This is a genomic window from Candidatus Eremiobacteraceae bacterium (genome assembly GCA_035295225.1).
Classification (GTDB): Bacteria; Vulcanimicrobiota; Vulcanimicrobiia; order Eremiobacterales; family Eremiobacteraceae; genus JABCYQ01.
Window position 1 is genome coordinate 72,774 of the sequence record DATGJI010000023.1, and the last position, 26,027, is coordinate 98,800.

General features: G+C 64.6%; 24 protein-coding genes. 11 read left to right on the plus strand and 13 right to left on the minus strand.

The window, feature by feature from the left end; genetic code table 11:
* Nucleotides 1-11: 11 nt before the first annotated feature.
* From mnmE to trpS, 9 genes are all read left to right on the plus strand, one after another.
* On the plus strand, nucleotides 12-1,382 hold the full coding sequence (mnmE, locus tag VKT51_03365) for a tRNA uridine-5-carboxymethylaminomethyl(34) synthesis GTPase MnmE (protein ID HLJ83202.1): 1,371 nt from the start codon (nucleotides 12-14) through the stop codon (nucleotides 1,380-1,382).
* A gap of 70 nt (nucleotides 1,383-1,452) precedes the next feature.
* Nucleotides 1,453-3,282 (plus strand): tRNA uridine-5-carboxymethylaminomethyl(34) synthesis enzyme MnmG, encoded by a 1,830-nt coding sequence (mnmG, locus tag VKT51_03370; GenBank protein HLJ83203.1) that lies wholly within the window; start codon nucleotides 1,453-1,455, stop codon nucleotides 3,280-3,282.
* Nucleotides 3,279-4,007 (plus strand): 16S rRNA (guanine(527)-N(7))-methyltransferase RsmG, encoded by a 729-nt coding sequence (locus tag VKT51_03375; GenBank protein HLJ83204.1) that lies wholly within the window; start codon nucleotides 3,279-3,281, stop codon nucleotides 4,005-4,007. Before mnmG ends, VKT51_03375 begins: the two co-directional genes overlap by 4 nt.
* Before the next feature lie 8 nt (nucleotides 4,008-4,015).
* Nucleotides 4,016-5,410, plus strand: coding sequence for an HD domain-containing protein (locus VKT51_03380; protein HLJ83205.1), 1,395 nt, complete (start codon nucleotides 4,016-4,018; stop codon nucleotides 5,408-5,410).
* 6 nt (nucleotides 5,411-5,416) lie between these two features.
* The gene (locus VKT51_03385) at nucleotides 5,417-6,196 is read left to right on the plus strand and encodes an AAA family ATPase (protein HLJ83206.1); all 780 of its coding nucleotides are present in this window, start codon (nucleotides 5,417-5,419) and stop codon (nucleotides 6,194-6,196) included.
* Nucleotides 6,193-7,077, plus strand: coding sequence for a ParB/RepB/Spo0J family partition protein (locus tag VKT51_03390; GenBank protein ID HLJ83207.1), 885 nt, complete (start codon nucleotides 6,193-6,195; stop codon nucleotides 7,075-7,077). The genes VKT51_03385 and VKT51_03390 overlap by 4 nt, the downstream gene beginning before the upstream one ends.
* 163 nt (nucleotides 7,078-7,240) lie before the next feature.
* Nucleotides 7,241-9,031: a hypothetical protein gene (locus VKT51_03395; GenBank protein HLJ83208.1), complete on the plus strand. Its 1,791-nt coding sequence runs from the start codon at nucleotides 7,241-7,243 to the stop codon at nucleotides 9,029-9,031.
* A gap of 51 nt (nucleotides 9,032-9,082) precedes the next feature.
* Nucleotides 9,083-9,931, plus strand: a complete 849-nt coding sequence (locus tag VKT51_03400; GenBank protein HLJ83209.1) for a hydroxymethylpyrimidine/phosphomethylpyrimidine kinase — start codon at nucleotides 9,083-9,085, stop codon at nucleotides 9,929-9,931.
* Nucleotides 9,932-9,938: 7 nt separating this feature from the next.
* Entirely contained in the window at nucleotides 9,939-10,958 is a 1,020-nt protein-coding gene (trpS, locus tag VKT51_03405) for a tryptophan--tRNA ligase (protein ID HLJ83210.1), read from the plus strand.
* A 15-nt stretch (nucleotides 10,959-10,973) separates the two neighbouring features.
* Here the strand turns inward: trpS and VKT51_03410 are convergent, their stop codons facing one another.
* Both VKT51_03410 and VKT51_03415 read right to left on the minus strand, forming a co-directional pair.
* On the minus strand, nucleotides 10,974-12,125 hold the full coding sequence (locus tag VKT51_03410) for a pyridoxal phosphate-dependent aminotransferase (protein HLJ83211.1): 1,152 nt from the start codon (nucleotides 12,123-12,125) through the stop codon (nucleotides 10,974-10,976).
* A gap of 124 nt (nucleotides 12,126-12,249) precedes the next feature.
* A complete protein-coding gene (locus VKT51_03415; protein ID HLJ83212.1) occupies nucleotides 12,250-13,119 on the minus strand; it encodes a DMT family transporter in 870 nt (289 codons plus the stop codon).
* 89 nt (nucleotides 13,120-13,208) lie between these two features.
* Here VKT51_03415 and VKT51_03420 point away from each other — a divergent pair, with 89 nt between their 5' ends.
* Nucleotides 13,209-14,564 (plus strand): M28 family metallopeptidase, encoded by a 1,356-nt coding sequence (locus VKT51_03420; protein ID HLJ83213.1) that lies wholly within the window; start codon nucleotides 13,209-13,211, stop codon nucleotides 14,562-14,564.
* Between the two features lie 200 nt (nucleotides 14,565-14,764).
* Here VKT51_03420 and mrdA read toward each other — a convergent pair whose 3' ends face one another.
* From mrdA to rpmA, 9 genes are all read right to left on the minus strand, one after another.
* Nucleotides 14,765-16,681: a penicillin-binding protein 2 gene (gene mrdA, locus VKT51_03425; protein ID HLJ83214.1), complete on the minus strand. Its 1,917-nt coding sequence runs from the start codon at nucleotides 16,679-16,681 to the stop codon at nucleotides 14,765-14,767.
* Nucleotides 16,678-17,259 (minus strand): rod shape-determining protein MreD, encoded by a 582-nt coding sequence (gene mreD, locus VKT51_03430; protein ID HLJ83215.1) that lies wholly within the window; start codon nucleotides 17,257-17,259, stop codon nucleotides 16,678-16,680. The genes mrdA and mreD overlap by 4 nt, the downstream gene beginning before the upstream one ends.
* Nucleotides 17,256-18,074, minus strand: a complete 819-nt coding sequence (gene mreC, locus VKT51_03435; GenBank protein HLJ83216.1) for a rod shape-determining protein MreC — start codon at nucleotides 18,072-18,074, stop codon at nucleotides 17,256-17,258. The genes mreD and mreC overlap by 4 nt, the downstream gene beginning before the upstream one ends.
* On the minus strand, nucleotides 18,020-19,126 hold the full coding sequence (locus tag VKT51_03440; protein ID HLJ83217.1) for a rod shape-determining protein: 1,107 nt from the start codon (nucleotides 19,124-19,126) through the stop codon (nucleotides 18,020-18,022). The genes mreC and VKT51_03440 overlap by 55 nt, the downstream gene beginning before the upstream one ends.
* Before the next feature lie 6 nt (nucleotides 19,127-19,132).
* On the minus strand, nucleotides 19,133-19,723 hold the full coding sequence (locus VKT51_03445; protein HLJ83218.1) for a Maf family protein: 591 nt from the start codon (nucleotides 19,721-19,723) through the stop codon (nucleotides 19,133-19,135).
* 9 nt (nucleotides 19,724-19,732) lie between these two features.
* Nucleotides 19,733-20,170, minus strand: coding sequence for a DUF3465 domain-containing protein (locus VKT51_03450; protein HLJ83219.1), 438 nt, complete (start codon nucleotides 20,168-20,170; stop codon nucleotides 19,733-19,735).
* A 293-nt stretch (nucleotides 20,171-20,463) separates the two neighbouring features.
* Nucleotides 20,464-21,060 (minus strand): nicotinate (nicotinamide) nucleotide adenylyltransferase, encoded by a 597-nt coding sequence (nadD, locus tag VKT51_03455; protein HLJ83220.1) that lies wholly within the window; start codon nucleotides 21,058-21,060, stop codon nucleotides 20,464-20,466.
* Between the two features lie 17 nt (nucleotides 21,061-21,077).
* Nucleotides 21,078-22,340, minus strand: coding sequence for a GTPase ObgE (gene obgE, locus VKT51_03460; GenBank protein ID HLJ83221.1), 1,263 nt, complete (start codon nucleotides 22,338-22,340; stop codon nucleotides 21,078-21,080).
* Nucleotides 22,341-22,436: 96 nt separating this feature from the next.
* Nucleotides 22,437-22,709, minus strand: coding sequence for a 50S ribosomal protein L27 (gene rpmA, locus VKT51_03465; GenBank protein HLJ83222.1), 273 nt, complete (start codon nucleotides 22,707-22,709; stop codon nucleotides 22,437-22,439).
* Nucleotides 22,710-22,934: 225 nt separating this feature from the next.
* Between rpmA and VKT51_03470 the strand changes: the two genes are divergently transcribed.
* Nucleotides 22,935-23,366 carry a hypothetical protein gene (locus VKT51_03470; GenBank protein ID HLJ83223.1) on the plus strand — a complete coding sequence of 144 codons (432 nt, stop codon included), beginning with the start codon at nucleotides 22,935-22,937 and terminating at the stop codon, nucleotides 23,364-23,366.
* A gap of 99 nt (nucleotides 23,367-23,465) precedes the next feature.
* Here the strand turns inward: VKT51_03470 and VKT51_03475 are convergent, their stop codons facing one another.
* Nucleotides 23,466-24,728 (minus strand): hypothetical protein, encoded by a 1,263-nt coding sequence (locus tag VKT51_03475; GenBank protein HLJ83224.1) that lies wholly within the window; start codon nucleotides 24,726-24,728, stop codon nucleotides 23,466-23,468.
* A 245-nt stretch (nucleotides 24,729-24,973) separates the two neighbouring features.
* Nucleotides 24,974-26,020, minus strand: a complete 1,047-nt coding sequence (locus VKT51_03480; protein ID HLJ83225.1) for a kelch repeat-containing protein — start codon at nucleotides 26,018-26,020, stop codon at nucleotides 24,974-24,976.
* Nucleotides 26,021-26,027 lie beyond the last annotated feature (7 nt).

A 26,027-nucleotide genomic window follows, 5' to 3' on the forward strand; every position in this document is an offset into this window, starting at 1 on the left:
CCATAGCCGCGATCGCGACGCCGCCGGGCGTCGGCGCGGTAGCGATCATCCGCTTGTCGGGACCCGCCGCGCGCGCATATGCCGCGGCGTGCTTTTCTTTCTCTCACGGCGACGCAGACAGATGGCCCGCGGCCCGCATGCGGCGCGGCTTCATCGTCGACCCCGCCTCGGGAGCGCCGCTCGACGACGCGCTCGCTGTCGGCTTTTGGTCACCGCATTCCTATACCGGCGAAGACGTCGTCGAACTGCACGTCCACGGCGGCGCCGGGCTCGCGCAGGCGTGCTTGCAAGCGCTCCTCACGGCGGGTGCGCGGCTTGCAGCACCGGGCGAGTTCACGCGGCGCGCGTTTTGCAACGGGCGCATGGACCTCGCGCAAGCCGAAGCGGTCGCGGATCTCATCAATGCCGAAACGCGTCTCGCGGCACGCGCCGCGACGGCGCGCATGGAGGGCGAGCTCGGTAAGCGGCTGAAGGCGCTTCGCGCCGAGATCCTCGAGCGGCTCGTCGAGATCGAAGCGGCAGTCGACTATCCGGAGGAGGTTCCCGCACCCGATCCGGCCGCGCTCTCACGCTGCATCGTCGCGCAGCAGAGCGCGGTTCGCGAACTGCTCGCCGGAAGCGACACGGGAAAGCTGCTGCGCGACGGCGTCGTCTGCACGATCGCCGGGCCGCCGAACGCCGGCAAATCATCCTTGCTCAATGCGCTCGTGCGGTCGGAACGCGCCATCGTCTCGGCCCAGCCCGGCACGACTCGCGACGTCGTCGAAGAACGCTTCATCGTCGACGGCGTCGTCATCAACGCGCGCGATACCGCAGGTCTGCGCGCGACGGACGACCCGATCGAAGCCGAAGGCGTGCGCCGCGCGCGCGCGGCGATACGCGACGCGGCGCTTTGCATCTGCGTGATCGACGGCTCCGCCCATTTGGACGGCGACGCGCTGGTCGCGCTGGAAGTCACGTCCGCCGTTCCGCGTATCGTGCTCGCGAACAAGTCGGATCTCGGCCGCTCCGGCGCAGACGAGCTCGCGCGGCGGCGACCGGAGATCGAGCGGACAGCCGTCGCGAGCGCGTTTATCGCCGGCAGCGTGCGCGACGCTGCGACGATCGATGCCGTCCGCTCGGCCATCGCAGATCTGAGCTGGGGCGGCGGCCTGATCGACGCGGGCAGATCGCTGGTCGTGAACTCGAGACAGATCGACGCGCTCGCGCGAGCCGGCGAATCGCTCGCGCATGCGCGCGCGACGCTCGATGAACATCGCCCGTTCGATCTGCTCTCAGGCGATCTGCGCATCGCGGCGGCCGCGTATGGCGAGGTCACAGGTGACGATGTGACGGACGAAGTGCTGGACGGTATCTTCGCACGGTTTTGCGTCGGCAAATGATGCCCGCGTCGTAACCGTTTCATCCGCGCGCGAACATGGACGCTGCGGCGGCGCGGCGAAAGCGCGCTTCGTGCAAGATTTCGGAGTGATCGTGATCGGCGGCGGGCATGCGGGCATCGAAGCCGCGCTCGCTTCTGCGCGCATGGGCGTTGAGACGCTGCTCGTGAGCGGCGACAAATCCACCATCGGATTGATGCCGTGCAATCCGTCCATCGGCGGCCCCGCCAAAGGTCAGCTTGCGCGCGAAGTCGACGCGCTCGGCGGCGAAATGGGCCGGTGCATAGACGCGACGTACCTGCACGCGCGCTGGCTGAACGAAAGCCGCGGCCCTGCGGTGCGAGCGCTGCGTGCCCAAGCCGATAAACGCGCGTACGCGCGTCACATGCAGAGCGTCGTCCAAGCGACGCCGTATCTCACGGTCCTCGAAGCTTTGGTCGGGGAGATCTCCTCGTCGGTCGGCGCAGTCTCAGGTGTCGTCCTGCTTGACGGGACAAGGTTGGGATCTAACCAGGTCATCATGGCGGCCGGCACCTTCATGAACGGCAAGATGTTTGCCGGCGAGCGCACGACGCCCGGCGGCCGATTCGGCGAGCGACCGAGCGTGGGGCTCGGCGCGTCGCTGCGCCGGCTCGGCTTTGAAACCGGGCGCCTGAAGACGGGCACGCCGCCGCGCGTGCACAGATCGAGTATCGATTTTTCGCGCACGGTCGCGCAGCCGCCAAGCGAAGTGCCGCTCTGCTTTTCGTATCGATCGAGCCCGCGTTTTCCCGGGCCGCAGCTCGCATGTCACATCACGCAGACGAACGCCGCAACGCACGCGCTCATTCACGCGAATCTGCATCGTTCGCCGATGTACGGTACCGGAGCGATCGTGGGAAAGGGGCCGCGTTACTGCCCTTCGATCGAAGACAAAGTGATGAAATTCGCGCACAACCCGACGCATCAGATCTTCCTCGAACCGGAAGGCTGGGACGTCGACGAGATCTACGTCGGCGGATTCTCGACGTCGCTGCCGGACGAGGTCCAACTCGCGATGCTGCACACGTTGCCGGGGTTGGAATCTGCGCAGATGTTGCGCGCGGGCTATGCCGTCGAGTACGATTTCGTCTCGCCGACCGAGCTCACGTCTTCGCTCGAAACGAAGCGCATCCGCGGCCTCTATCACTGCGGTCAGGTCAACGGCACGTCGGGCTACGAAGAGGCTGCGGCACAGGGCATGGTCGCCGGCATCAATGCGGCGCGCCGCGCACAAGGCCGAGCAGAGATGACGTTGTCGCGATCCTCATCGTACATCGGCACGCTGGTCGACGACCTTGTGACGAAAGGCGCTGCGGAACCGTATCGTATGCTCACATCGCGGGCCGAGCATCGCATGCTCTTGCGGTTCGACAACGCGGACGAACGATTGATGCCGGTCGGTCACGAGATCGGTTTGATCGACGAGAGCACGTACGAGCGATTCGAAATGCGCATGGCGGCGCTGCAGCGCGAACGCCGGCGTTTGAGCGATGAGCGCAGCGACGGGAAGTCGCTCGCGGAGCGACTGCGCTCGCCGGGCGTGACCTACCGCGATGTCAGTCCAGAGGGCGGCCTTGACGACGAGTTGGGTGAGCGGCTCGCAGTAGAACTCAAGTACGAAGGATACATCAGGCGTCAATCGAGTCTCGTGGAGAAGATGGCGCGATCGGAGAACGTGAAGATCCCGCTTGGGTTTGAGTACGCGAATCTCGTGGCGCTTTCCAGAGAAGCGATCGAGAAATTGAGTGACGTGCGGCCGGCGAACATCGGCCAAGCCAGCCGGATTCCCGGCGTCACGCCGGCGGATGTGGCGGTACTTGCCATCTATCTGGAGAGCACGCGGCGGCGTGAACATGCGGAGATCGCAGGCGCGCCTGCGTGAGCGCAGACGCCGCCCCCGGCATGCTGATCGAAGGATTGCAAGCACTCGGCTTGAGCGATGCGTCCGCGATCGCGCAGCGCTTGACGCGCTACGGAGAGATGCTGTTGGCGGCAAATGCTTTGACGAATCTGTCCGGTGCGCATACGATGGCGGACCTCGTCACGCATCATTTCCTCGATAGCATAGCGCCGCTCTCCGGAGCGAAACTTCGCTCGCCCATCGTCGACGCGGGAAGCGGAGCCGGTCTGCCCGGCATCCCGTACGCGCTGGCTCACGAAGAGGCGCGCGTCGTCTTGATCGAACCGCGCAGACTGCGAGCCGCGTTCCTGAGCGAAGCAGTGGTCGGTCTCAACATCGGAGATCGCGTGACGGTGCTGAAGAGCACGTGCGAAGCGGCCGGACGATCGAGTGCCAGTCGCGAGCGTGCGGGAGCGGTTCTCATGCGGGCGATCGCAAAGCCCACGAAAGCACTCGAACTCGGCGCGCCGCTGCTCCAGCTCGGCGGCGATCTCTTCCTTTACCGCGGACGCGAACCTGAGCCAGCAGCGGATGAGCTCGCAGCAGCCGCCGATTGCGGACTGGCGCTGCGCGAGCATAAACGAGTTACTGTCCCGCATTTGGAGGCTGAGCGTCATATCTGGGTGTTCCGCAAGGTGAGAAAGACACCCGAGGGGTACCCACAACCACGAGGAAAATCGCCGCAGCGCCACGTCGGAGAAGAGTAACGTTTCACGTGGAACATCGGCAGACCGACATGGATCGGCTGCTCTCGCGCATATTGGGAAGCGCGGGCCTCTTCGCTGTGGGCGGGCGGGTCCGCGATGAACTGATCGCCGAGCTCGGCGGCCCTCAGGCCGACCACGTCGACTTCGACTACCTAGCAACCGGCATCCCGATGCCGGATCTTCTGAAGGCGCTTGGAGCCGACGGCACCGCAGAACTCGTCGGCGCGTCGTTTGGGGTCGTCAAGTTCGCGACGGACGTAGGCAGGGCGGACATTGCTCTGCCGCGTCGCGAGCGCTCGACTGGAACACATCACCGCGATTTCGACATCGAAGCCGGGCCGTCGATTTCGATCGAAGAGGATCTCGGCCGCCGTGATTTCCGGTTCAACATGCTGGCAAGAAACGTCCGCACCGGCGAGCTGATCGACCCCTACGACGGCGTCGCAGATCTGAAGGCGAAGCGGCTGGATATCGTACGCGATGAGTCGTTCGTGGAGGATCCGTTACGTATCTTGCGTGCCGCACATTTCACGGCTCGGTTCGACCTGACACCGACCGCTCGAGCCGTGAATGCGATGCGCAACGCCGTTTCTCTCATTCCGACGATTGCGCAACAGCGCGTCTCCGAGGAGCTGACCAAACTTCTGGTGCGGGCCGCAAAGCCGAGCATCGGTCTTGAACTGCTGCGAGAGATCGGCGCCCTCGAAATCATCCTTCCTGAACTGATGGAGGGGTGGGGCATGGAGCAGAATGCGTACCATAAGTATACCGTCTATTTCCACAATGTGAAATGTTGCGATGAAAGTCGCCGCACGCTCCCTCTCCGCCTCGCCGGCTTATTCCACGATGTGGGAAAGTCGAGAACGAAGGACGGTCCCCATTTTTATGGCCACGACGTCGTCGGCGAAGCGATGACGCGAACCGCATTGGCGCGCCTGAACTTCCCGAACGATCTCGCGCGCGATGTCGCGCACCTCGTGCGGCATCACATGTATGCGGCCGACGATCAGCTCACCGATGCGGCCATCCGGCGCTTCGTCCGGCGAGTGGGAATCACGCACGTCGAAGCACTGTTCGATTTGCGCGCGGCCGATGTCGAAGCGAGCGGATTTCCAGCTCGCGATCCCGAGGTCGGACGCAGATTCGAAGCGCGCGTGCGGGCGACGATCGAGGCGCGCGCGCCGTTCGGTCTCGCCGATCTGCACATCGACGGCGGCGATGTCATCGAGATCATGCGCGCAGAACGAATCGTCGATGCCGATTTCGACGGCGACAAACGCGTCGGTGAGACGCTCGCCTACTGTCTTGAAAAGGTGCTCGATGATCCAGCGCTCAACGACGGACAGGCGCTGCGCGCGATCGCGCGCGACTTTATCATTTCGAATTGGCGCTCGGGCGCATAGAGCGACGTGAACGAAACCATCGCGCGCGCCGGCCGCATTCTCGCCGTCGCAAATCAAAAAGGCGGAGTCGGAAAGACGACCACCGCGGTCAACGTCAGCGCAGCGCTCGCGCGCCGCGGCCAGCGCGTTTTGCTCGTGGACATCGATCCGCAGGGCAACTCGACGACCGGTCTCGGAATAGAGAAATCGGCGGTCGAAACGTGCATGTACGACGTCTTGCTCAAAGATGCGACTGTGAGCGACGCGCTGCATGCGACGGCTGTCCAAAATCTCACGCTGCTTCCCGCCACGTTGAATCTGGCGGGCGCGGAGCTCGAACTGGTCAGCGCGCTGTCGCGCGAGCGGAGGCTCAAGTCGGCGCTCGAACCGGTCGCCTCGGACTTCGATTACATCTTCATCGACTGCCCGCCGTCGCTTGGTCTGTTGACGCTGAACGCGCTCACCGCGGCCGAGGCGCTCTTGATCCCGATCCAAGCGGAATACTTCGCCCTTGAAGGGCTCGGCCAACTCACGCGCGTCATCGAACTCGTGCGCGCGCACTTGAATCCGACGCTGCGCATACACGGCGTCGTGGTCACGATGTTCGACGGGCGTACGAATCTCGCGAAGCAAGTCGTCGACGAAGTCGAACGCCACTTTCCCGGCTTGGTGTTCGCGACGAGGATTCCGCGCAACATACGGGTCTCCGAAGCTCCATCGTTCGGCGCGCCGATCACGGAGTTCGATCCACGAAGCGCGGGCGCGCTCGCATATGCCGCGCTCGCAGAAGAGGTGCTAGCACGATGACGCAACGGCGTGGTTTGGGCCGAGGGCTTGGCGCATTCTTTCCGGTCGGTCGGCAGGAGACCGCTCAGCCAGGCTTGCTCGATTTGGCGCTCGACGACATCGCGGCAAATCCGAATCAGCCGCGGCGCACGTTCGACGTCGCGGCGCTCAAATCGCTCGCTGATTCGATCCGCGCGAACGGCTTGCTGTCGCCGATCATCGTGCGTCCGGCTGCAGGCTCGCGCGGAAAGTACGAAATCGTCGCCGGCGAGCGGCGCTGGCGCGCGGCGCGACTGGCGGGTCTATCTGAACTGCCGGCGATCGTCCGTGATGTCGCAGACGGCGCGTCGATCGAGCTCGCGCTATTGGAAAATCTGCAGCGCGCGGATCTCAACGCGATCGAAGAAGCGGCCGGCTATCGGCAATTGCTGGACGAACACGGTTTTACCCAGGATGCGCTCGGTCAACGGCTCGGCAAAAATCGCTCCACGATCACAAACGCTCTCCGTTTGCTCTCTCTGCCGGATTCCGTGCAGGCGCTCGTGCGCGACGGCGGCATTTCCGCAGGCCATGCCCGCGCTCTGGCTGCGCTGCCCCCGGAACAAGCGGAAGCGATCGCTCGTCGGATCGCGGCGCAGGGCTTGAGCGTTCGCGACGTGGAGCACCTCGTCGCCGACGCGACGCGCGCGCGATCGGCCGGCAGAAAGTCGGCCGCACCGTCGCCGCTAGGCGCAAGCAGACCACTCTCGCCAGATATGGCCGACGTCGAGAACCGCTTGCGCTTCGCTCTCGCGACGCGCGTGACGTTGAACCTCGGCGCGCGCGGTGGAACCATCATCGTGCACTTCGCAGATGACCGAGAATTGCAACGTATCGTCGATCATCTCGCCCCGCAATCCTGAAAGGGCCTTCTTCTGAAGGGGCCGACGTTTGTCGGCCCGGGCGCTTCTCTGAAGGGGCCGACGCAAGTCGGCCCGAGCACGTCTTCTGAAGGGGCCGACGCGAGTCGGCCCTTCAACAAGAGCGCTAAAGGTCAGACGTTCGGCCGGCGACAAACGGACGCGCATGAGGCGCATCGGGTTTCTCTCACTAGCGGCATCGCTCGCACTTGCAGCGTTCGCGCTTGCAGCGCCCGCGCCTGCAGCGCCCGCGCTTGCGGCGCCCGCGCAGGCCGCGCGCGCGACGGTCGTGCTCGTCTGGTCGGTGTCGGATCCGATGTCGAGTTTCGCTGACGTGCGGCGCATGGACGTCGCGTTACGCGCGCCCTTCGAGATCGGCGCGCTCGTGAGCGCGCTGCACGATCATCCGGGTGCGCGCTTCGCGATCGAAGTCGCTCCGGATTACGTTGCGGCCCTCCGCGCGGCGGCCGTCGATCCGCTCGGCGCAGCCGTGCAAACGCCGGACGCCGAGAGCGGCGAGCACACGCGCGACGTCCTCGGGATTCTGACGCACGTGCCGCTCATGGATGCGGCGACGGCCGCGTCGAACGGCGGCCTCGCCCTCGTCGCGTACGCCGTGCGCGCGCGATGCGACCTCAACGGCAACGCCAATTGCAGGATGCGGCCGAGCGAAATGCAGCGGGCCGCGGCGCTGCACGCAGCCGCGAGCCTTGCGATGATGGGATCGGCCGCGGCTCGAGCGCTGCTCCATGCTCCGCCCGCCGGCGCCGACGCGCTCTCCACAGCTGCAGGCACGCTGCTCGCGCAAGCGGCCCGGCAGAGCGCCGCGCAGTTCGAAGCCGCGCTGAAAAGCGGCGCGCTTGAGGCCGTCGCCACGCCGGACGGCGATCCGATACTTCCGCTCCTCATCGATTCGGGTGGAAAATCTGCATCCGACCCGACGGCGATACCGCTCGACGCGAGCGCCGACGCGGTGATGCTCATCGCAAACGCGCTCGCGACGGCGGCGACGTTGAACAAAGACGCGCGCGCCGGTCTGTCATCGCCCTTCGGCGCCTACGATGACGCGGCCGCGCAGGCCATCGGCACCGCAGGCGCTCGGTTCGCGATTTTCTCCAGCCGCGTGGTGCGCGCGTCGCAGGCCGGCGGCTCCGTCGCAGCGCTCGGGGCCGCAAATGCGGCGCCGTATCAGCTCTACGATCTGCAGACGTCGAAGAGCACGCACACGCCGGTGCTCTTCTGGGATGACGCGTCATCGCAAGCCCTTGAGTCGATCGCGCCATCGTCGCCGCCCGAAGCGTTTGCAAACCGGCTCGCCGCATTGGCGCAGAACGCTGCCATCGCGGCGCCTGGAGTTCCGGCGATGATCGCATTGCGCGTTCGATTGGACCAGCTGTGGGCGCAACGCGCGGACGCGCCGGCCGTCATCAGCGACGTCGCGCGAACGTTGGGCGCGCGAGACGCGAGCGCAACGCCGAGCGAGTACGTCGAAGCGCATCAAAGAGCGGTGCCGGTCTATGGTTTTCCGTCGGGTTCGTCGCTGGGCACACTTGATGCGTTTGACGGAACGCCGAATCAGCAAGCGCTCTGGTCCGCGCTCGCAGCCGCGCGCTTCGCGGCGAGCGGCGGCGGGATCGTGACGAGCACGACCGCTCGATCGCTCATCCTGCGCGCCGAGGCCGGCACGTGGTATCGCGTGCCGGAGCTGCCGCTCCCGCCCGACGAGGTCCGATCGGAGATAGACCGCTTCCGATCGCTGCTTGCCGGCGTCTACAGAGCAGCCGGAAAGACGCCGCCTGCGACGATCGCGCCGCAGCGGACCCCGGCGCCGAGCCCAGCGCCGGCAAGCGCAGTTCCTCACTCGAGTCCGGCGCCGGCCAGCGCCGCTCCTAACGCGAGTCCGGCTCCCGTAAGTGCGACACCCAAGCCCAGCCCAAGTTATCCACAGGGCCTGTGAGTATGTGGAGAACAGGCGTTTGATGCGTCCCGGCAGGCACGAAGGCTGGGTGTGAGCCGGGCGATTCCGCTGGTCTGCAGCATCGGTAGCTCGGACCCGACCGGCGGGGCCGGCATCGGCCTGGATATCGCGCTCAACGCCTTGCTTGGGGTGCGATCGGCCATCGTCGTCACCGGAGTGACCGCTCAGAACAGCCGGGGGGTGAGTCTCGTCGCACCCTTGGATGCGAAAGCGATCCGAGCGCAACTCGGGTCGGTCTGGTCGGAGGCACGACCGGATGCGATCCGTATCGGACTCATGCCGGGCGTCCCCGCGATTCGTGCGGTGCGAACATTTTTCAAGACGCGGGCTAACGCGCTTCCGCCCATCATTCTCGATCCGGTGCTCGCGAGCACGAGCGGCCGGCGGTTCGCGGAGGCCAAAGACATCGCCGAACTGACGAAGATCTTCAAATACGCAGAACTCGTCACGCCGAACGCCGACGAAGCGGCCGTGCTTGCGGACATGCCAGTACGTTCCGTCGAAGACGCTGCTGACGCCGCGCAGCGCATCGCGCGGCGCGCGGGTTGCGCCGTGCTCGTAAAAGGCGGCCATCTCGGCGGCGGCACATGTTTCGACGTTCTCGCAGATCGGCGCGGTGTCGTTTACATCGGCGCCAAGCGGCTGCGCACAACGATGCGCGGCACTGGATGCGTGCTTGCCGCCGCCATCGCGGCGTATCGCGCGCACGGCCTCCCGCTGCTCGACGCGATCGAGCGCGCGCGCGATATCATCGCGCACGCGATGCGCCACGCGACGCCGCTCGGAAGAGGGCGGCCGCTGTTCAATCCGGCGGGGAGCGCAAGCACAAGACGCCAACGGATGAGTGAAGCGCGCCTCTTATTCGGCGACAAGGAGTGATGGACCGGTGACTGATGCCTCGAGCGCTGCCAAGCCCTCTGCGACCGCGCGAAAGCGCATCATGGCAGGCATGCGTCCGACCGGAACCCTGCACGTCGGTCATCTGCTCGGGGCGCTGAGGAATTTTGTCGACCTCTCGCAGCGCCACGATTGTTATTTCGAAGTTGCGGATCTGCACGCGCTCACGACGAAGTTCGAACGCAGCGGCGAGATAGCCGCCGACACCCGCACGATGGTCATGGGGTGGATCGCAGCCGGCCTCGATCCCGCGAACTGCACGATCTACGTCCAATCGCGCATCCCCGAGATTTCGGAGCTCTATACGCTGCTGTCGATGGTCGTGCCCGTCTCATGGCTCGAGCGCGTGCCCACTTATAAGGATCAGATCGGAGCGCTAGGGTCCGAGATCGCGACGCACGGCTTTCTCGGCTACCCCGTGCTGCAGACCGTGGACATCGCCATCATGAAGGGCCAGGGCGTGCCCGTCGGACAGGATCAGCTGCCGCATCTCGAACTCAGCCGCGAGATCGTCCGCCGCTTCAACCATCACTACGGCGCGGTGCTGATCGAACCGGAAGCGATACTGTCCGAGACGCCGTACGTGCCGGGCACCGACGGCCGCAAGATGAGCAAATCGTATGACAACGGCCTCATGCTCGCGGAAACGGCCGAACAGACGGTGGCGCGCGTCAAGACGATGTACACCGATCCGACGAAGGTCCACAAAACCGATCCCGGCCATCCGGAGACATGTCCGGTCTTTTTCTTCCAGTCGGCATTCAATCCGTCGATGGCGCCCGACATCGCGCGCCGCTGCCGCGCGGGCGAGATCGGTTGCGTCGAGGACAAAGCGGACATGGCGCGCCACTTGAACGCCGCGCTCGCGCCGCTGCGCGAACGTCTGCGCGAAATCGAGGCCAAGCCGCAGTACGTCGACGAGGTTCTCTCAGACGGCACCAAAAAAGCGCGCGCGACCGCGCAGGCGACGTTGGCGCAAGTCAAAGCAGCGATGGGGCTCCCGGCTTAGGACAGGGCGTCGCGGTCAGCGCTTGTAGGCGGCCACCACGCGCGTGATGCGCGCGAGCGCCTCGCGCAGGTTTTCTTCCGAATTGGCGTACGACAGCCGGATGAAGCCTTTGCCGTTCGGGCCGAACGTGGATCCGCCGAGCACCGCGACGTTGCCCTCTTCTAAGATGTGATTGGCGAGCTTGACGTCGTCCGTCTCGATCTTCGAGAAGTTCGGAAACACATAGAAGGCGCCGCCAGGCATCTCACACGTGACGCCGGGAATCTTTCGCAGTCCCTCGACGAGCAGCGCGCGGCGGCGCAAAAATTCGTCGCGCATCGCTTGCACCGGGCGGTCGTCGCCGGTAAGGGCCGCAATGCCGGCGTCCTGCACGAACGTCGCAGTGCACGAGACCGTGTTGAGCATCAGCGCGCCCACCGCATCGGCGATATATCGCGGGTACACGCCGAAGCCGAGGCGCCATCCGGTCATGGCCCACGCCTTCGAGAATCCGTCGATCAGGATCGTCTGGTCGGGCAAACCGCTCAGCCCGAAGTACGATGCGAACTCGGCGTCGTAGGAATGACGGTTGTAGATCTCGTCCGTCATGACGAGGATGTTGTGCCGGCGCGCGATGTCAGCGATCGCTGCGATGTCGGCCGGAGTGAGAATGCCGCCGGTGGGATTGTGCGGCGAATTCACGACGAGCATCTTCGTCTTCGGCGTGACCGCTCGTTCCAGATCGGCCGGGTCGAGCCGGAATCCGCGCCGTTCTTGCAGCGGCACCGAGACCGGAACCGCGCCGACGTACGTCACGATCGAACGATACGCGGGATACGCGGGATCGGGGATCACGACTTCATCGCCGCGATTGAGCAACGCGAGCAAAGTCATGGCGATGACCGGTTTGCCGCCCGGCCCGACCACGACCTGATCGCGGGTGACCGGAACGCCGCGCGTGCGCGTGACGTGAGCAGCGATCGCGTCTCGCAGCTCGGCGATTCCCGTGGACGGCGTGTAATGCGTGCGGTTATGGCGGATGGCGGCTATGCCCGCTTCCTTCACGTGCTCCGGCGTGTCGAAATCCGGTTCGCCGACCTCGAGGTGAATGATACTGCGACCCTGGGCCTCGAGCGCTCGTGCTTTGGCGAGCATCACGAACGCGCTCTCGGTGCCGAGCTGACTCATTGTTTCCGCTAACGCGAATCTAGGCGCAGTCTGCATCACTCATTCCACCTTATTGTAGTAGGGCGACCATCGGTCGCCCAATCTTGCTCGAATTTCGCGGGGCGCTTTGCGGCCCCCTTGGCATTTATCTCCCGAGTGCGATGCACGCCACACCTGCTGCGGCGCACACAAGACCGATGCTCTGGGCCGGAGTGAACCGTTCGTGGAGCAGGGCGCGCGCGAGCACGACGGTGCTTGCCGGATACAAAGACGCGAGCACCGCGACGATCGAAAGATAGCCGAATCGCGTCGCCTCTAAGTACATCGCGTTCGCCGCCATATCGATGGCGCCCGCCGCAATGATGAGCCGGAGCGAGCCGGGCACCGGCCGCAGCGAATGCTGAAAGACGAGTGCGGCGCCGGCACAGATCAGCGCGGAGACGAGTCGTGAAGGGACGAGCGGCCAAAGGCCCGAGACCGGATTCGTATGCGCGATGAGGATATAGAAGCCCCCGATCGCGAGACCGGAGATGAGCGCATCGATCACGCCCGGCTCGCGCCACCACGGGCTGCCTGCATCGCGCGCCGGCACGTTTGCGTCTTGCTCGCTCGGGGCGGCGGTGACGAGCGCGATCGCGACGAGCGCGACCGCGACGCCTGCGAGCGCAAGCAGTGACGGACGTTCACCCGTCGCAAGTCCATACGCAAGCGGCGCGATCGCCGCCACGACCGCTGTCACGGGCGACACCACGCTCATGCGCCCGCGCGAAAGACCGCGATAGAGAAACGCGATGCCGCACGAACCCGTGACGCCGGCGAGCGCCCCGAACACCCAGTCGCTGAGAGCTACGGTCGCCGCCGGCAAGAACAAGAGGAGCACGAGCAGCAGCGCGAGTCCGACGACCTGTGAGAGGACGACGACTGCGAGCACGCGTGCGCGCCTGCTCGCGATGCCGCCCAAGTAGTCGGATGCGCCATACGCAAATGCGGAGAGCAGCGCAAGTATGATGCCCACGTCAGCCCGTTGTACGCTCCCGCTTCGGAGCCTTCCGGCGATTCGGGTCCAGCATGGAAACCGCAGTCGCTTCGTATAATCCCATCACTATGAAGATTCGCACTTTCATTTCCACGCTTGGCCTCATCATCGCATGTTCAGCAGCCGCGGCCGCAGCCGGTGATTCGACGATCACGCCGCCGGCCGTCGATCCGCAGATCGCCGCGTTCGTATCGCAGGTGAGCGCCGACCGCTTGCGGACGAACGACACGACGCTCGTCAATTTCTCCACTCGTAACGACTTCTCGGAGACCACCTCCACGGCGACGAGCGGCGTCTTCGCAGCACGCGACTGGATCCGTTCGCAGTTCGAAGCGAGCGCGCAAGCAAGCGGCGGACGGATGACGGTGCGCCTTGACACGTACCTCCAACCCAAGACTCCGCGCACGCCGCGCGCTGTCACGGAATCCAGCGTCGTCGCCACGCTGCGCGGCGACGCGCCTGGCCCGCTGTACGTGCTGTCGAGTCATTTCGACGATTGCAACGGCGACTGCACGAACGGCACGCGCGTCGCACCGGGCGCGGACGACAACGGGTCGGCGACGTCAGAAGTGCTCGAAGCGGCGCGGATCCTCGCGCCTCATCATTTCCGCGGCACGATCGTCTTCGTCTGCTTCGACGGAGAAGAGCTCGGATTGTGGGGCTCGCAGCATTACGCCGACGAGCTGAAGGCCGCCGGCACGGCGGTGGAAGCGGACCTGAACAGCGACATCATCGGAAACAGCACCGGCGGCAACGGCGTGCACGAGCCTAACGTGATCCGCGTGTTCAGCGAAGCGCTTCCGGCGGGAGCGGTCGACGATCGCGTGAATCTGGTGGGTTCCGAAAACGACTCGCCCTCGCGCGAACTCGCACGATTTGTGGGCGCGGTCATTCCCCAGTATATTCCCGACTTCACCGTGCGGCAGATCTGGCGCGCCGATCGCTTCTTGCGGGGCGGCGATCAAGAATCGTTCCAAGCCGATGGTTTTCCCGCGATCAGATTCGTCGAGCCGAACGAGAACTTCACGCATCAGCATCAAGACGTCCGCGTGCAAGACGGTGTGCAGTACGGCGACCTTCCGCAGTTCATGGATTTCGACTATCTGGCGCAGACGACGCGCGCGAACATCGCGGCTCTCGCGGCGCTCGCGATGGCGCCGCCGCGCCCCGCCGGGGCTCAGCTCGTCGCCGCGCACCTCGGTTACGACACGACGCTGCGGTGGTCTGCCGTCTCGGGCGCCGCGAGCTACGAGATCGTCTGGCGCGCCACGAATGCCGCCGACTGGCAGTTCAGCAAAGATGTCGGCGACGTGACGAGTGCGACCGTTCCGTATAGCAAGGACGACTATATCTTTGGCGTTCGCGCCGTCGATGACGCCGGCCACGCCAGCGTCGCGAGCTACCCGACCGCCGTCCGCGAATGATGTAGGGCGCGCTTTTACAGCGCGCCGGCGGACCATAAAGGTCCGCCCTACATCGGGCCGGCGGACCATAAAGGTCCGCCCTACATCGGGCCGACGGACCATAAAGGTCCGCCCTACATCGGGCCGGCGGACCATAAAGGTCCGCCCTACATCGGGCCGGCGGACCATAAAGGTCCGCCCTACATCGGGCCGGCGGCAGATCAGTCGCGGATGCCTGTACCGTTCGGGCCGGCCGGGCGGATGTGGAAATATGCTTCGATGATCGCTTGCGCGACGGGCGCCGCGTTCACCGCGCCGAAGCCGCCGGTCCGATCCATGAAGACGACGACCGCGATCTTCGGATTATCGTAGGGCGCATAGCAGACGAACCACGTGTGGTTGTAGCCTTGCGGATTGTCGATCGTCGGTGAATTCTCGGCCGTGCCCGTTTTGCCGGCGTAGTGAAAGCCCGGGATGAAGACGTTATGAGCCGTGCCGTAGGGGTCTTCGATCGCACCGAGCATGCCGGCACGGACGATGGCCAGATCGTCCTCCGGAACCGGAACAGTTCCCTGAAATTGCGGTCCGAACGTCTTGACGATTTTGCCGCGCATGTTGCGCACATCTGCGACGAGATAGGGCGCGTAGAGGCGGCCGCCGTTTGCGACCGCCGCCGCCACTCGCAGCATTTGGATCGGCGACGCTTCGACATAGCCTTGACCGATCGCCATATTCACCGTATCGCCGCCGTACCACTCATCGCCGACGACTTTCTTCTTCCACGCCGGTGTCGGCAACGTGCCGGACGTCTCGCCCGGCAGGTCGATACCGGTCTTTAGCCCGATGCCGAACGCCGACGCGTAGTGGTCGAGCCGATCGATGCCAAGTTCGTGGCCTACTTGATAGAAGAAGACGTCGCACGAGACGGAGATCGCGCGTTGCACGGTCAGCGAACCGTGGCCGCCCGCAAGGTCGTCGTTGAAGATATAGCCGTTCAGGTCAAAAGCGCCGCCGCAGTACTTCGTGTCGGAAGCGCTCATCAAGCCCGAGGCGAGAATGGCGGAGCCGCTGATCATCTTGAAGGTCGAGCCGGTGGGATACTTGCCCGCGATCGCGCGATTGAAGAGCGGATTGAGCGGGTCGGCGAGATAGCCCGCGTAACGTTTCTCGCTGATGCCCGTTGCGAAATCGTTTGGATCGACGTTCGGCTGGCTGACGAGTGCCAGGACCGCGCCGGTGTTCGGATCTTCCACGATTGCGGCGCCCGCGACGGCGTGACCCGTGCGCTTAGAGACGATCCGCGATTGCTCGGCGACGGCTGTCTCGGCGGCGCGCTGCAAGCGCCAGTCGACGGTGAGGTCGAGACTATCGCCTGGAATCGGCGCGAACGGGAAGCCGTTCGCCACGAATCGACCGGCTGAATTGACTTTGATCTGCTGGCCGCCGCGCACGCCGAGCAGCAAGCGGTCGTACTGATATTCCAGGCCGTCTTTGCCGACGACGTCGTTCGGCCCGTATCCAGCTGCTCGACGAGCCGCATATTCGGTAGCGGTGATCTGGCCGACTTCGCCGAGGATATGCGAACCGATCGTTCCGTATGGGTAGTCGCGCACCGGAACGAGTTCGACAGCCGTACCCGGCAAGTGATCCGCTTGCTCGGCGAATCGGCTCACGACCGGCGAACTCAGGTCGTCGGCCACCGTGATCGGTCCGAGCGGAATCGCATTGGCCAGATCGTCGAAGGTGGCGTACGCTACACCGTTTTGATGAAGGAGCCGCTTCCAGATATCGGCGGACGGAACACCGATGATGCGGCCGAGTTCATCGATCTCGGCCGACGGATCGGCGAGCTGCATGGGCACGATCTGGATGACGAATGACGGTCGATTCCTTGCGATGACGGTGCCGCGCCGGTCGTAGATCACGCCGCGCGGCGCGGCGACGGGAATCGTGCGATATTGATTGAGGTCGGCGAGGTGCGAGTAATGCGCGCCGTCGCGCAGTTGAACGCCTGCGAGCCGCACGACGAGCGTCACAAACACGAGCGCTATACCGACCGCGAACGCGACGATACGCGCTCGGCGGGTCGCCGGCGTTTCCGGCGCGCCCATGCGCTGACGTTGCGCCACGACCGTCACGCGCGGATCCAGCCGCGGCTGCGGCCGAAGCGGATGAACGTGAGCGCAATCGCCGCAACCGTGCAATCCACGACGATCGCCCAGACGGCCGTGTGGGAATCGCGAGCGAAGGCACCGCGTTCACCGAACGCGATCGCGAGCGTCGCCCAGGACACGAAGGCGCACAACGCCGCCGCTGCGGCAACCGCCGCGATGAAAACCGGAAAGGAGTCCCAGAAGAATCGGTTGGCGAGCAGACCCGCGCCAAATCCGGCCAGCGTGAAACCGAGCACGTTGACGCCGCCGCCGCCAAGCGCGTCGGCGATCAATCCGGCGAGCAACCCGAGCCAGCCGCCGGTGACGACTCCGCAGCGAAGTCCCGTCCACACGACGAGCACGATGAGCAGCGAGATGTGCGCCCCGCGAAATTCGACGCTGCTCAAGACGGTGGATTGGACGATGCTTGCGGCGATCGCGAGTAAGGCCAGAAGGCCGAAGCGCGGGGGCACAGAGATCTCCGCGTCGACACGCGGTCGCCGCGGTGTGCCCGATCCGATCCGCAGCCGTTCATCCGCGCGCGCAGGATCGAGCGTGCTCATCGCGCGACCAGCACGAGCACGCGGTCGAGCGATTCGAACTTCACGGCCGGGTCGAGGACGGCGACTTGGTAGAGCGCGTTGTCCTTACGGTCGATCTCGCTCACCGTGCCGATCGGAATTCCAGCCGGATAGATCTCGCCTAAGCCCGTCACGACGACATCGCCTGCGGCCATGCGGACGTCCTGTCCGATGTATTTCATCCGCGCGTGCAGCCAAGTACCTGTGACGATGCCCCACGCGTGCGAACGTTGCAGATACGCGGGCACCGCGCTCGTCGGATCGACGATCAGCAGGACGTGCGCGGACGATCGCCCGACGTCGACGACGTGTCCGATCAACCCGTCGCCGTTCAGCACGACATCGTTGAGCGCGATTCCCTCACTTGACCCGCGATCGATCGTGAGCTCGCGCCGAGCGGCTTCCGGCGCGTAGCCGACGACGTCGGCTTCGATCGTGCGGCCTGGAACGGCCGCGCGGACGGCCAGCATGCGCAATAATTCTCGGTTTTCGACGGCGTGCTCTTTGAGGCGCTCGTCGGCCGCCGCGAGCGCGCGCGCTTTGGCTGCGAGCGCGGCATCTTGCTCGCCGATGACGCGAGCATGCGTGGCGACGTATGCCTCGGTCGCGATGACGCGGCCGGTCATCATCAGCGCGCTTTGTATCGGAGCGACGACGGTACCCGCGACTTGATCGGCGAACGATTGGCGGCCGCGGCGCGCGGCGTCGATCTCGATCAGCATGACGACGGACGCGACGATGATCAGCGCGAGGAAAACGAGGAGCTTTCTTTCATCCCAGAACGAAGGAATCGCCACCACCTGCCGATCAGCGAGACGGACGCCGGAAACAACGTATCGAACAAAACGCGATCGCGCAGGATCTCGCCCGTGCCGAGCGCCACGCACGAGAGCGGCCGGTCTGCCGTACGAACCGGCAACCGCAGAACGAGGCCCAACGTTTCCGCCAGCCCCGCGATCTGCGAGCCGCCGCCCGCCAGAACGAATCCGCGCTCCGAAAGATCGCGCACGAGTTCCGGGGGCGTCCGCTCGACGACGGCGCGGATCGCGTCCACGATCTCACCGAGCGGCTCGGCGATCGCCGCGCCGATTTCTTCCTCGCGTACCTCGAGCGTTCCCGGCCGCCGTTCGCGCAAGAACTGTCCGATCACGGCTATCGGCTTGCGTCCAAGCGGCCGCCCGTAATAACCGAGAGAGATCTTCAACTGCTCGGCCGTCCGTTCGCCGATCAAGAAGCCGCGCGACGAGCGCAAGCGTGCGCTGATCGCTTCGTCAAGCTTATCCCCGCCGAGCTTGATGGAAGAGCCGACGACGATGCCGCCCAACGCGATGACCGCGATCTCCGTGGTGCCGCCGCCGATGTCCGCGATGCCGCATGCATTGGGCTCGATCACCGGGAGGCCCGCACCGACCGCGGCCGCCATCGCCTGCTCGACGAAATAGACGCGGCCCGCTCCGGCGCCGAGCGCCGCTTGGGTGACGGCTTTCTTCTCGACGACGGTCGCCGATCCGGGAACGCCGATCATGACGCGCGGCGGGATCAGCGGCCGTCCGCGCAGCGCGCGCTCGAGCAAGCGTTTGACGAGCGCCTCCGTGTAGGTGAAATTCGAGACGACGCCGTTGCGCATCGGACGGACAACCGTGATATTGCGCGGAGTGCGGCCGAGCATCTGACGCGCGCCCTCGCCGACCGTGATGATCTCGCCGGTGTCGGTGTCGACCGCGACCATGCTCGGCTCCGAAAATCGTATGCCCTCGCCGCGCACGAACACAGGCGTATTCGCCGTGCCGAGATCCACGCCGACCTCGGGGGCGAAGCGCGCATATAACCGATCGAAGAGTCCGCTCATCCGTCCTTACGCAACTTCAAAACCGAGATCGGCGAACACGAGACCGAGCCGCGCGAGCGGCAGCCCCATGACCGCGTAGAAATCCCCGTTGACCGATGCGACGTTGAGCGCGCCTTGGCCTTGGATGCCGTATGCGCCGGCCTTGTCCATCGGCTCGCCGCTGTCGACGTACGAACGGATGCGCGCTGCCGAGAGCGGAAGGAACCGGACGCTCGTGGATTCGACGCCGCTGCTCTGCCGCATCCGCGCTCGATCGATGACGGCGAAGCCCGTATGCACTCGGTGTTCCCGGCCTGATAGAAGCTCGAGCATGCGGCGCGCGTCGGCCGCATCGCGCGGCTTTCCCAGCGCGACGCCGCCGACATCTACAACAGTATCCGCAGCGATGAGCACCGGCGGTCCGTGGGACTCCGCTGCCGCGGCTTTGCCTTCGGCATGGAATTGCGCGAGCGCCGCCGGAGTCATGCCCGGGGCGAGGGTGTTGTCTTCGTCGTAGGAACTGCGCACGACCGTGACCGCTAGCCCGAGGCCGCGCAGCAGCTCGAGACGGCGGGGCGATGCGGACGCGAGCGTGACCGCGGTCAGTCGTTCAGACACGAACGCCGCTCAATAGTACGTCACGCCGCGATCGCGGATAAAGCCGGCTTCGTGCCGCCCGCGCGGATCGTGATGCGTCCAATGGATGACGGGACCGGATGGATCGATGGCGAGCTCGCCTCTAACGGTCACGTCGTCGCCGGCGCGAACCGCCGCCGCGCGTGCGATGGAGATGTTGTCGGCGACCAGGACGTCTTGTTCGTCGCCGCCTGATATAACGGCGACCACGAATCGTTCGTGAGCACCGCTCTCGCTATCGCTCGTCGACAGCACGCGCAGTATTCTGCCTTCGACGGTCACTTCGGAGCCCGACCGGCCATGCGCGATCGCGTCCAGCGCGCCGGCGTTGTCCGCATCTGCGCCCCGCGCGCAACCAAACACCGCGAGCGCGGCGATCACGGCGAGCGGTGTGCTGCGAGTCACGACGATGCGCGCTGCGCGTCGCACTGCGAGTGCTTTCTCGACCACACGTTCGGAATTGTGGGGAACCATCGGTCCTACTATAATGGCAGACGTGCCACCCGATACACCGTCGTCAGATTCGTGGCCGCGCAAATATAGGCTACGCATCGCCGGTCAATGCCGGATCCTGATGCTTGGCTGGTTTGGCGCGTCCGCGTCGCGCAAGCGAACCCGACCGATTGCGACGGGGCGATTCGCATTCCCCGCCTTCGGCGCGAACTGAACTCCGCCATCTGAAGGGGCCGACGTCAGTCGGCCCGCTCCGTTCGATCTGCTCACTATCGATATAACCCGCGCTCACTAATATATTGCGCGACCGGTTCCACGACGAAGTCCGCGATTGATTCACCCGCCTTGACGCGCGCGCGAATCTCGCTTGCTTCGATGTCGGGCACGACCACATCGAGCCGTTCGAAGCGCGTTTGCAGGTCCGGAGGCAGATGCGCGATGACCGCCAGCACGTCCGGCCAATCGCTGCCGCGCCGCGGCACGACGTAAAATCGTTCGACTGCGCGCGCGACTTCGTCAAGCCGTCGCCAGACGCTGCGCGCAAGCGAATCGGCGCCGGCGATGAAGTTCAGCGCGTCGGCCGGGTTTGCGGCATGGACGAGGGCCAATGTATCGGCCGTAAAGACCGGGCCTTGTTGTTCGAGTGCGGTCGCATCGAACTGGATGCGGTCATCCTCACCGGCCAATGCGAGCCGCAGCATCGCTGCTCGATCCGCCGCGGATGCGTGCGTCGAGCGATGTGCAGGCGTGCCGACCGGAAGCACGAGCACGCGATCGAGTTGCGCCCGAAGAAGCGCGCCGCGCGCAATCGCCGTGTGCCCGAGATGCACCGGATCGAACGTGCCGCCGAAGACGCCGCTGCGCACGCGACGAGTCGCCCCGCCTAGGATAGTGTGTACTCGATCGAGCCGACGCGCACCGCATCGCCAGGCTGCGCCCCCAGCTTTTCGAGCTTGCGCTGTGCGCCGCAACGTTGTAAGACCCGTTCGAAATACGCGCGGCCATCTTCGGAGTCGAATTCGGTCATCGCGGCCAACCGCTCGATCTTCGCGCCGACGATCCGGTAGCCGCCATTCTCCTTATGCACTTCGACGCGCGAACTTGGTGTTTTCGGTTTGGGGTGGAGCGTGGCGGCATCGGCGACGTCGGCCGGCTCAGCCGCGCCGCGCGCGGCGACGATCGCCGCGTATGCAGTACCCATGAGTTCACGCACGCCGAGTCCGGTCGCGGCCGAGATGCCAAAGACGCGCGCCCCGCTCGCGCGTCGCACCGCTTCGAGCGTCGCCGCCGCATCGGGGAGATCTTGTTTTGACACGGCTACGATGCGGGGCTTGCTCGCAAGCAGCGGGCTCCACGCCGCGAGTTCCCGCTCGATCATCTCCATCTGCGCGAGCGCTTCGTCCGGCGCCAATCCGCCGTCCACGAGATGGATGAGCACCCGCGTGCGCTCGACATGTCGCAAGAACTTGTCGCCCAGCCCGGCTCCGTGGCTCGCCCCCTCGATCAAGCCTGGGACGTCGACGAGCACGAAATGTGCGTCGACGTCGATCTGCACGACGCCGAGTTGCGGTTCGAGCGTGGTGAACGGATAATCGGCTATCTTCGGACGCGCAGCGGAGACCGATGCCAGCAGCGTCGATTTTCCGGCGTTCGGCGCGCCGACGATGCCCGCATCCGCGAGAAGTTTTAACTGCAGGTCGAGCTCGTGTTCTTCGCCGGGCTCGCCCTTTTGCGCAAAGCGCGGCGCCTGGCGCGTCGGCGTGGCGAAATGCTGATTGCCGAGACCGCCGCGGCCGCCGCGCGCGACGAGTTCTTTTGAGCCCGGATCGCTCAAGTCTGCGACGAGCCGGCCGTCACGATAGACGAGCGTGCCGCACGGTACCTTGATGATGACGTCCGCGCCGTCTTTGCCGTGACAGTTGTCGCCGCCGCCGTGCTCGCCATGCGATGCTTTGAAAGAGCGCTTATGACGGAAATCGATCAGCGTCGTGCGTTGCGCGTCGGCTTCCACGTAGACCGATCCGCCGCGGCCGCCGTCTCCGCCATTGGGTCCGCCGCGCGGCACGAATTTCTCGCGCCGAAACGAGACGAGCCCGTTGCCGCCGTCGCCCGCGCGCACGGCGATATGCGCTTCATCTACGAACATCGGCTATCGACCGTGCGTCGAATGGCAGCGGAGAAACACAGAGGCCCGCAACGTCGTGCGGGCCGAGCGGTGGAGGCACGAACTGCGTTGCGCCGGTCAAGCCTCGGCAGAGACTGCCACGACCTGCTGGTCGCGGCCGCGGCGCACGAATTTGACGACGCCGGCCGTCAGGGCGAACAGCGTGTTGTCTTTTCCCATGCCGACATTTTCGCCCGGATAGAAACGCGTGCCGCGCTGACGCAGGATGATGTTGCCGGCGCCGACTTTTTCGCCGCCGAACTTCTTGACGCCGAGCCGCTGGGAATTCGAGTCGCGGCCGTTGCGCGACGATCCCAGGCCCTTCTTGTGGGCAAAACGCTGAAGGTTAATGTAGAAAGACACTTCGTGTGGTTCTCCAGTTTAGAATTCGGGACAGCGGCAAGGGCGCCGCATCGATACAAACGCCCCGGTAGTATATCAAACGCGCGCTCGCGGGTCAAACCACCCCTTGTTGAGCCAAATAAACCCTTCACGAACACACCAGTCGGACTACACAAGAAACTCTTAGTTGGCCCGGTAATGCTTCTGCGGCGATGCTTCGGGCCGGGAGCCGATGTGAAACCCGTTGATTTGATACCAAGCCTGCTCGATCGTTTTCCAGCCTTTCGAGTTCGTTGGCGGAACTATCAAGAGCTTTGGGAAGGCGACGATTCTCCACGGACCTTTCTTGACGCCGCGCAATTTTCAAGTTTCGTGATCGAACGTATCGTGTGTGGCGACAACGCGACGGTGCAGAACTCGTTTGATTACTTAGAGTCGATGTTGAACGAAACCTCATCAGATTCTGATCTTGCGGGGCTCATCATAGTCGGAATCCTGGAAGGCATTTACTTGCAGATGTCGTCGAGGATTGACGAAGGCAATCTGTGCGAGCAGTACATGGGACCGAAAACCATTGCGGGATGGAAGTACCTCGAGCGAACTTGGGCCGGCAAGAAATCCCTCGCCGACGTAATCGAGGGGGAGATCCGTCCAGACGATGGCTAGATTCGTCCACCTTGGAAGGTTATGGGCCGGTTTCCAAGCTCTTATCGCTTATCCCGTAAAACCGGCCCCGGCCGTTGCCGCCGCCCCGATTGCTTCTATTTAGTGACGGCGGATCAAACCTCGCAGCGACGACCTATCCACCATCGGGAGCCGCGCCCCGTTTTCCCCGAATGGTCTCGCCACGATGCGATACTCAAACGCGACGGTCGAGCGGCCGCCGCGATTTTCGCGTACCGTAAAGCCGGCGTTCGTTTTCTGCGTGATATACAGGCCGTTCGTATCCCCTTCCGGCGTGACGAATACAAGGTAACTGGCGCGCTGATCGATGACGTTTGCGAAGTCCGAGCTCAAGGCGACGCGCGATTGTCCGTTGACCAATTGGGCTTCGCCATAATCCTCGACTGATGGAACGCTCGCGGTAGGAACGTAGCGTGTCACGCTGCGGCCAGATCCGCCTTTGATAGGAGCGCAGCCCGCGACGCACGTTCCGTTCTGGTAGTAGTCACCGCCGATATCCACGCTTCCATTTGCCGTGAATCCACCGCGCGTATTGACGTTGCCGATAAAGTCGACGTACATCACCGATTGCGATCCGGTGCACGGGTTATCGCTCGGGTTGCTGCACGCCGCGAGCAGATAGACATCGTGTGTGGAACCCACGAGACTCAGCGTCGGATCATCAAGAGTGGATTCGGTATTGCCTCCTCCGCCGAAAGCATTCATCGCCACATAGTTTGTGGACGTCCCGTAGACCCCGGTACCGTTTGTCGAAGATCCGGTCACGCCATAGTTGAGCGTTCCGCCATCAGTCGAATCATCGTGGCCCCACAAACCCGATCGACCGTGGCCAAAGATCGAGCTGTTGTTCTGTGTCGAAGTGTTCGTGCCGTCGTTTGAGAGCGCGACGGACTGGATTCCATCTTGAGTGCCGGTGTTCTCGACGAACAGCGCGCTCTGGTTGACGGAGAATGCCCTGACGCCGTTCCCATTCGTCGACGTGCCCTCGACTCCGGTTCCGTTGGTCGAAGTGCCCATCACGCCGAAATCGAACACGCCGCTCGTGGATTGATCCTGTCCGAGTACGCCGGACACGCCATTTTTCGCGCTCGTGCTCTTGAATTTTGTCTGGCCGTCAGCGCCGTTACCGCTTGACGAGACGCCTCGAATCCCGGCGCCCGTAGACGTATTCGTCTCGACGAGGCAAGGCGTCGAGCTGGCGCACGTCGCGCTTACCATCGGCGTGACGAAATGCGCGTAGTCGTTTGCCGCGAGCGCAGGCAAATGCATCGCGCTCCCCACTCCGAGCGCGGCGACAAGAAGCGCAGCCGAACCACAAAGACGTACGATCGTTGCCCGAGTCATTTCAAACCTCCCCAATGACGACGATGGTGATGCCCAGCGAGGGAAAAGGCGACCCCTCAGGCGCGTCGCCCGCTCGGCCTCAACTCTAGCACCGCAGCGTCCGTTGCGCGTCCTCGGGAGACCGCCCGGTACGAAGCAGACGAAATTCTCCTCGCCTTCGCTTCGGGAACGGGCTAAAACAAGAGGCCGCCTTACGGCGGCCTCGCATCCCGACCAGACTGCCCGCCTTCTAACGGGGCAGGCGCTTATGGTTGATAGATCTGCGTGTAGTTATAGTATTGGATGTGACCCGCGGCGCCGTTGTTCGAACCACCGATGCAGTAGAGAAGGCCGTTCACCGTGGCCGATTCCGGCGCGATGACGGCAAACGGCATCGGCGCAAGACTCGTCCACGTGTTGGTCGAGCTATCGTAACCGTCAAGGAGATTCTGCGGGCCCGTTTTCTTCACTCCGCCGGCGGCATATAGCGTGTTGCCGACGACTCCGGCGCAACCGGCTTGACGCGGCGCAAACATGTGCTTCTTCGTGGTCCACGAGTTTGAATGCAGATTGTAGACCTCGTTGTCTTCGGTCGTATTCCCCGTATTCAAGAGGCCGCCCGCGGCGACGATGGACGTGCCGATCGTCCCCACGAACGAATACGATTTGCCGAGGTTCAGCGGAGCCGCGCTCGTCCAGACGTTCGTCGTCGGGTTGTAGACCTGCACGCCGGAGAATCTCCCAGCGCCGTTGTTGAAGCCGCCCACGACGTAGATGAGTCCTTTGTCGACGGTTGGGATGATGCTGTCCACGGCCGTCGGAAGCGGTGCCTTCGTGGACCAACTATTCGTCACTGGATCGTAGGCCTCGACGACGTTCAACGTGTTGTTGGCCGCATCGGCGCCCCCGATTGCGTACACGATGCCGTTGACCGCTGCTGCGCCGAGCGCATAACGCTTGGTGGGCATCTGCGCGCCGGTCTTCCAGGTGTTGGTGGACGTATCGTAGATCTCGTTCTTCCCGACCACGGTGAGCGAATCGTATCCGCCGACCACGTAGATTTTCGTCCCGACTGCGGCGGCACCGCCGGCATAGCGCTTTGTGGGCGCCGGCGCGCCCGCAGACCAAGTGTTGCTCGTGGCCGAGCGAGCGAAATTCGCGGATGCGGCGCGTTGCATAGCCGGCTGACCTTCGCCGACGAAGCGAGGGACGACAGCGTTTGAACCGCCGCCGCATGCAGCCATCGTCACGCAAACCGCGGCGGCACCGATCGCCGATCCCCAGAGGGCGGGGCTAGGATTTCTACGAGACATGGACGCT

What these genes read in the sequence shown, in the direction of transcription:
- VKT51_03390 (HLJ83207.1), top strand. Translation starts at nt 6,193, where the DNA reads ATGACGCAACGGCGTGGTTTGGGCCGAGGGCTTGGCGCATTCTTTCCG.
- VKT51_03395 (HLJ83208.1), top strand. Translation starts at nt 7,241, where the DNA reads ATGAGGCGCATCGGGTTTCTCTCACTAGCGGCATCGCTCGCACTTGCA.
- VKT51_03410 (HLJ83211.1), bottom strand. Translation starts at nt 12,125, where the DNA reads ATGAGTCAGCTCGGCACCGAGAGCGCGTTCGTGATGCTCGCCAAAGCA.
- VKT51_03420 (HLJ83213.1), top strand. Translation starts at nt 13,209, where the DNA reads ATGAAGATTCGCACTTTCATTTCCACGCTTGGCCTCATCATCGCATGT.
- mreD (HLJ83215.1), bottom strand. Translation starts at nt 17,259, where the DNA reads ATGAGCACGCTCGATCCTGCGCGCGCGGATGAACGGCTGCGGATCGGA.
- VKT51_03440 (HLJ83217.1), bottom strand. Translation starts at nt 19,126, where the DNA reads ATGAGCGGACTCTTCGATCGGTTATATGCGCGCTTCGCCCCCGAGGTC.
- obgE (HLJ83221.1), bottom strand. Translation starts at nt 22,340, where the DNA reads ATGTTCGTAGATGAAGCGCATATCGCCGTGCGCGCGGGCGACGGCGGC.
- VKT51_03475 (HLJ83224.1), bottom strand. Translation starts at nt 24,728, where the DNA reads ATGACTCGGGCAACGATCGTACGTCTTTGTGGTTCGGCTGCGCTTCTT.
- VKT51_03480 (HLJ83225.1), bottom strand. Translation starts at nt 26,020, where the DNA reads ATGTCTCGTAGAAATCCTAGCCCCGCCCTCTGGGGATCGGCGATCGGT.